Consider the following 5,398-nt stretch of genomic DNA (forward strand, 5'->3'; position numbering starts at 1 on the left):
GTGCGCCAGGATAAGGCCGGTGCGCTGGCTGTTGAAATACATGTCGATGTTGGGCACGGCATCGTTGAACTGAATGCGCAGCGTATCGGTGCTTTTTTCGGCGAATGCCGCCCGCCCCATGAGTCCCGAGGTGGCCGCGGACGTGGCGGCAAGCAAAGCGGTGCGACGGGAAATTTTCACGGAAGCCTCCTGTTGTTGGGCCGACCCTAGGCCGGCGTAACCAACTGAGGCAAGCTTCACGCCACAATGGAGGATGCGATGAGTGGTAAATTGACGGGCAAGGCCCTGACCGATGCGCTGGCGAAACTGAAAGGCTGGACCGAAGTCTCAGGGCGCAGCGCGATCGAGAAGAAATTCGAGTTTGCCGACTTCAACGAAGCCTGGGGCTTCATGACGCGCGTGGCGCTGACGGCCGACAAGGCCGACCACCATCCGGAATGGTCGAACGTCTATAACAAGGTCGAAATCACGCTGTCTACACACGAGGCAAAAGGCCTGACTTCGCGCGATGCGAAGCTGGCAAGATTCATCGATTCAATCGCGAAAACCTCGGCCGATGCATAAAGACGGTGCCCGAAGCAATCTTATTGCGATAAAACCGTAACCTGCGTATTACAAACGATGACATTCAAAATCCGCAATATTAGGCTGTAAAAAGCGCGCCGCTCGCCCATTCGAAAGCAAAAACGAAGCGGGTTGCAAGACTTTGCCAACGCAGGCTTTCATTCGGAAAGTTGGAGCATAATCAATACGTAAGCTTTTGGAGTGACGCCATGACTTCGAAAGCTTCACTTCGTCGGCAGCACGGAGCGACCCTGTACAATCACGACGCATACGGTTCTGGCGACGTATTTGCTTTTAGAAAAGCAGATAAGCGCGTCAAGAACCGAGGCGGCTTATTCGACGCAAATGGGAATCTGGCGAGTGTCGAGCCGCAATAAAACCGCTGCAAGGCAATGTGCAATGCAGCATTTGGCGTAAGAAGAAAAGGATTGCTGGACTGCCCGTTGGCACCGCGTCACGCAGCATGCGCGAATTCCGGCCGGCAGCCGCAGCGTGCAATCGAGCCTAACCCATATCGTATAAGAGCGACCTCCATGCGAATCCTTCTGATTGAAGATGACCGCCCTATCGCACGCGGCATTCAAAGCAGCCTCGAACAAGCCGGTTTCACCGTCGATATGGTTCACGACGGCATTTTTGCGGAGCAGGCGCTCACGCAAAACCGTCATGAACTGGTGATACTCGATCTCGGCTTGCCGGGTATCGACGGCATGACGCTGTTGTCGCGTTTTCGCCAGGGCAACCGTCACACGCCAGTGATCATCCTGACGGCGCGCGACGAGTTGCATGACCGTGTCCAGGGCCTGAACAGCGGCGCTGACGACTACATGCTCAAGCCGTTCGAACCCGCCGAACTCGAAGCGCGGATTCGCGCCGTAATGCGCCGTAGCGGCCCGCACGGCGATGTGCCGCGTCCGGAAGTATCGCTGGGTGGTTTGCGTTTGTCGGGCGTGGATCGGCGCATCTTCAACGACGAAAAACCGCTCGAACTGTCGCCGCGCGAATTCGCCGTGCTGGAAATGCTGTTGCTGCGTCACGGCCGCGTGGTCAGCAAGGCCCAGTTGCAGGATCACCTCACGCATTTCGGTGGTGACCTGGGCGACACCGCCATTGAAGTCTACGTGCACCGGGTTCGCAAGAAACTCGAAAACTGCCGCGTGGAAATCGTGACGGTGCGAGGCTTTGGCTACTTGCTGCAGGAAATCCGGCCGGCCGCATAAGCGGTTCGTCCGTGGCCAATCAGCCCGACGAGACCACACCCAGCACCTTGCGATTCCCTCCACGGCGCACCGCCGACGAACGTTTCGACCGCGCCGACTGGCTGCACCTGGCGCAGTCGAAAACAACGTCCTCGAGCCAGCCACCAAGCCTGCGGCGCTCGCTGCTGCGTCGCCTCGCCGCGCCGCTGTCCCTGCTCGCGCTGATGAGCGGCCTGATGGCTTACTGGCTCGCGTGGCAATACACACAGCACGTGGTCGATCGTTCGCTTGCGGACCTCGCCACGGCAATCTCCAAACAGATCCAGCTTGCCGGCGTCGATGCCCCGTTGACGGTGCCGCCGCTCGCCCGCGCCATGTTCTCCGATCCTGTCGAACAGTTGATCTACCGGATCAGCGACGGTGAAAACGAGATCGCCGGCGAAACCGATCTGCCGCTGACCGGCACGAACGTGCGCCGCATTCACTACGCATACGTCTTCGAGACGACCTACCAGGGCACGAGCGTGCGTGCGGCGCAGGTGCGCGTGGATCAGGCGCACGGCAATCCGATCGTGGTTGAAGTCGCACAACGCGTCGGGTCCCGATACCGGATAGCGGTCGAGTTCATGGTCGCGATCATGATGCCGCTGCTACTGTTACTGCTGGCCGGCTGGGTGATCGTCTGGCGCGTGGTGAACCAGCAGCTCAACCCGCTGACCGATCTCGCCGATACCCTCAACCGGCAGACGCATACATCGCTGGAACCGGTCGATGAATCGTTCGTGCCCATCGAGATTCGTCCGCTGACGAGCGCCATGAACGGCCTGCTCGACCGCCTGAAGACGGCGCTCGACGCACAACGCAAATTTATCGCCGATGCCGCCCATCAGCTCCGCACGCCGTTGACTGCCGTGAAGCTGCACGCCGAGCAGGCCGCGAGCGCAAAGGACCCGGCCAAGGTGCTGGAAGCGGTGAAGGAACTGCGGGCATCGGCGGATCGGGCGGTACGATTATCGAATCAATTGCTTTCATTGGCGCGCGCCGAGCCGGGCGAGCAGGCCGCGCGTTTCACCGATTTCGACTACGCCGCGCTCGCATTCGAAACTGGCGCCGAATGGGTTCCACGTGCATTGAACGCGCATGTCGACCTGGGCTTCCAGCGTCTCGACGATCCCGAAAACGAACATCCGCTGACAGTGCGCGGCAATCTCGTGCTGGTGCGCGAGGTGATTGCCAACCTGATCGATAACGCGTTGAAATACGTGCCCACGCACCGCGCGGAAGGCGCGCGCGTGACCGTCACGGTTACGCAGACTATCGACGAAAATGGCCGGAAGGTCGGCGAAATCGTGGTGGAAGACAACGGTCCCGGCGTCCCGCTCGAACAGCAGCCGGACCTTTTCAAGCGCTTCTTTCGTGGCGATGGACACGGCGTGGAAGGCGGCGCGGGACTCGGCCTCGCGATCGTCCACGACATCATGGTCCTGCACGACGGCAGCGTGCATTACGAAAACGCGCCAGCGCCGGAAGGTGGCGCGCGTTTCATCGTGCGGATGCCTTTGAAGTCTGCATAAAAAAACGCCACGGCAAAAAATCTGACGTGGCGTTTCTCCTGGCAACGCAAAATTCCTACTTCTTGAGCGCCAGCATTGTGCCGCGGCATTTCTTCGCGCCGCAGCGGCACTCGTATTCCTTCTTCAGCTTCTTCGTGATGCGACCGTCGATGACGAGACCGTAGTCGTAGTACAGCTCTTCATCTTCCTTGATCGCACGCAGCGCGTGGATGAACACGCGCCCTTCCTTTTCTTCGGCTTCGCAATTCGGTGCGCACGAGTGGTTGATGTAACGCGCGCTGTTGCCGTCGACCTTGCCGTCGATCACCTTGCCGTTTTCGAGCGCGAAATAGAACGTATGGTTCGGCTCGTCCGGGTTGTGCGGATGACGGCGCAACGCCTCTTTCCACGAAATGCGTTCGCCCTTGTACTCGATAATCAGCTCGCCCTTGGCGAGTGGCGCAGCGGCGAATACGCCCTTGCCGTGTATGCCCGAACGGCGGACAACGACCCTCCGTGAACTCATCGACTGGATCCTTTAAAACGAATCGGTTTGGCTTAGCAGACGCTTCAACTTTGCCCCGCCCCGGCTTCACGCGAACGGTGACGAACCGGTTTGTGGATTAAAAAAACGCGGCGGCCTGAATGCAAGGCGCCGCGTTGCTTTACTTGCATGGTTGAACGCATGCAGGTGAACATCGGCATCGTACACGCTAGGCGCGCACGAGTTCAACCGCTCATTATTTCTTATCGTTGGCCGAATGAAATATCGCCGAACAACGCCTTCTGGTCACGTGGTTGCGAGCGCCAGTATTGCGGCGGCGCTTCGACGGTCGCACCCAGTTGAGCGGCTGCGTGCCACGGCCAGCGCGGATTGTAGAGCAGCCCGCGGGCGAGCGCGACCAGATCCGCCTGACCCGACTCGATAATCTCTTCAGCGTGTTGCGGATCGGTGATCAGACCGACGCCCATGGTGGTCACGCCCGTCGCTTCCTTGATGGCCTTGGCAAACGGCAATTGATAACCCGGCGACAGCGGGATCTTCTGCAACGGCGAGACGCCGCCCGACGATACATCGATCCAGTCGACGTTGTGCTTCTGCAGTTCCTTCACGAACGCAATGGTCTGCTCCAGATCCCAGCCGCCTTCCACCCAGTCCGATGCCGATACACGCAGGCCCACGGGTTTGTCGGCGGGGAACGCGGCGCGCACGGCGTCGAAGACCTCGAGCGAACCGCCGTATTCATCCGTTCGATGATTCGAAAGCGGTGACAGGAACTGATGCAGCAGGTAACCGTGCGCGGCGTGCACTTCGAGCCCGTCCAGGCCCAGGCGCGCTGCGCGCTTCGCCGTTGCCACGAATGCGTCACGAATGCGGATGAGGCCGGCGGTATCGAGTGCGAGCGGCGGCGTTTCGCCTTCATTGTGTGGAACCGCCGATGGCGCCGATGGCAGCCATCCACCTTCCGACACCGGGATCAACTGGCCGCCGTCCCACGGCGCCGCGCTCGATGCCTTGCGGCCGGCGTGACCGAGCTGCATCGTGATCGCAATGTGGGAATGCTTGCGGATTGCATCGATGACCGGTTTGAGCGCCGCTTCGGTCACGTCGTCCCAGAGGCCCAGGTCGCCAGGGGTGATGCGTCCGTCAGGCTCGACCGCTGTCGCTTCGAGGCACAGCATGCCCGCGCCCGATAACGCCAGGCTGCCCAAGTGGATCATGTGCCATGCCGTCGCTTCACCACGCTCAGCAGAGTATTGGCACATCGGCGATACAACGATGCGGTTCGGAAGCGTCACGCTCCGCAGCGTGAATGGTGAAAACAATGCGCTCATGGAGGGGTTCCGAAGGTGGGGATTGGAGGCGTTTTAGGATAGCACTTCGGTTTTTTCCATGCACAGGAGGGCCGCTGGCGCTTGGGTTTGTTGTTGTGGTCGGGGTTGATGCTGGGTTGATGCTTTTTTGGCCTTCGCGCGTTCCGTTCTAGCTGACTTCTTTAGCACTATTAGCCACTGTGCGTGGCGGCACTTCATTTCTTTTTCCAACGGCGAAAAAGAAACGAAGCAAAGAAAACGCCTTCC

The 5,398-nt window shown here is 59.9% G+C and carries 6 protein-coding genes; 3 read left to right on the forward strand and 3 right to left on the reverse strand.

Annotated features, from left to right (window positions below; genetic code table 11):
* A partial coding sequence (locus ACFFAR_RS23465) for a hypothetical protein (RefSeq protein WP_375508559.1) occupies positions 1-180 on the reverse strand: 180 nt, incomplete at its 3' end.
* 78 nt (positions 181-258) lie between these two features.
* On the opposite strand from ACFFAR_RS23465, the gene ACFFAR_RS23470 reads away from it, so the two are divergent.
* The 3 genes from ACFFAR_RS23470 (at position 259) to ACFFAR_RS23480 (ending at position 3,337) form a co-directional block, all read left to right on the forward strand.
* Positions 259-564, forward strand: a complete 306-nt coding sequence (locus ACFFAR_RS23470) for a 4a-hydroxytetrahydrobiopterin dehydratase (RefSeq protein WP_174364340.1) — start codon at positions 259-261, stop codon at positions 562-564.
* Positions 565-1,097: 533 nt separating this feature from the next.
* A complete protein-coding gene (locus ACFFAR_RS23475; RefSeq protein ID WP_056356328.1) occupies positions 1,098-1,784 on the forward strand; it encodes a response regulator transcription factor in 687 nt (228 codons plus the stop codon).
* A 107-nt stretch (positions 1,785-1,891) separates the two neighbouring features.
* A complete protein-coding gene (locus ACFFAR_RS23480; RefSeq protein WP_062170307.1) occupies positions 1,892-3,337 on the forward strand; it encodes a sensor histidine kinase in 1,446 nt (481 codons plus the stop codon).
* 55 nt (positions 3,338-3,392) lie between these two features.
* Here ACFFAR_RS23480 and ACFFAR_RS23485 read toward each other — a convergent pair whose 3' ends face one another.
* Both ACFFAR_RS23485 and ACFFAR_RS23490 read right to left on the reverse strand, forming a co-directional pair.
* Positions 3,393-3,842, reverse strand: coding sequence for an SET domain-containing protein (locus tag ACFFAR_RS23485; RefSeq protein WP_062168475.1), 450 nt, complete (start codon positions 3,840-3,842; stop codon positions 3,393-3,395).
* Positions 3,843-4,063: 221 nt separating this feature from the next.
* Positions 4,064-5,152 carry an NADH:flavin oxidoreductase/NADH oxidase gene (locus ACFFAR_RS23490; protein WP_375508560.1) on the reverse strand — a complete coding sequence of 363 codons (1,089 nt, stop codon included), beginning with the start codon at positions 5,150-5,152 and terminating at the stop codon, positions 4,064-4,066.
* Between the last annotated feature and the right edge of the window lie 246 nt (positions 5,153-5,398).

This window comes from uncultured Caballeronia sp. (assembly GCF_964243625.1).
Taxonomy (GTDB): Bacteria; Pseudomonadota; Gammaproteobacteria; order Burkholderiales; family Burkholderiaceae; genus Caballeronia.

Bases quoted from the DNA above. Each gene is read 5' to 3' on its own strand.
- ACFFAR_RS23475 (WP_056356328.1), top strand. From the start codon at position 1,098: ATGCGAATCCTTCTGATTGAAGATGACCGCCCTATCGCACGCGGCATT.
- ACFFAR_RS23485 (WP_062168475.1), bottom strand. From the start codon at position 3,842: ATGAGTTCACGGAGGGTCGTTGTCCGCCGTTCGGGCATACACGGCAAG.
- ACFFAR_RS23490 (WP_375508560.1), bottom strand. From the start codon at position 5,152: ATGAGCGCATTGTTTTCACCATTCACGCTGCGGAGCGTGACGCTTCCG.
- ACFFAR_RS23470 (WP_174364340.1), top strand. From the start codon at position 259: ATGAGTGGTAAATTGACGGGCAAGGCCCTGACCGATGCGCTGGCGAAA.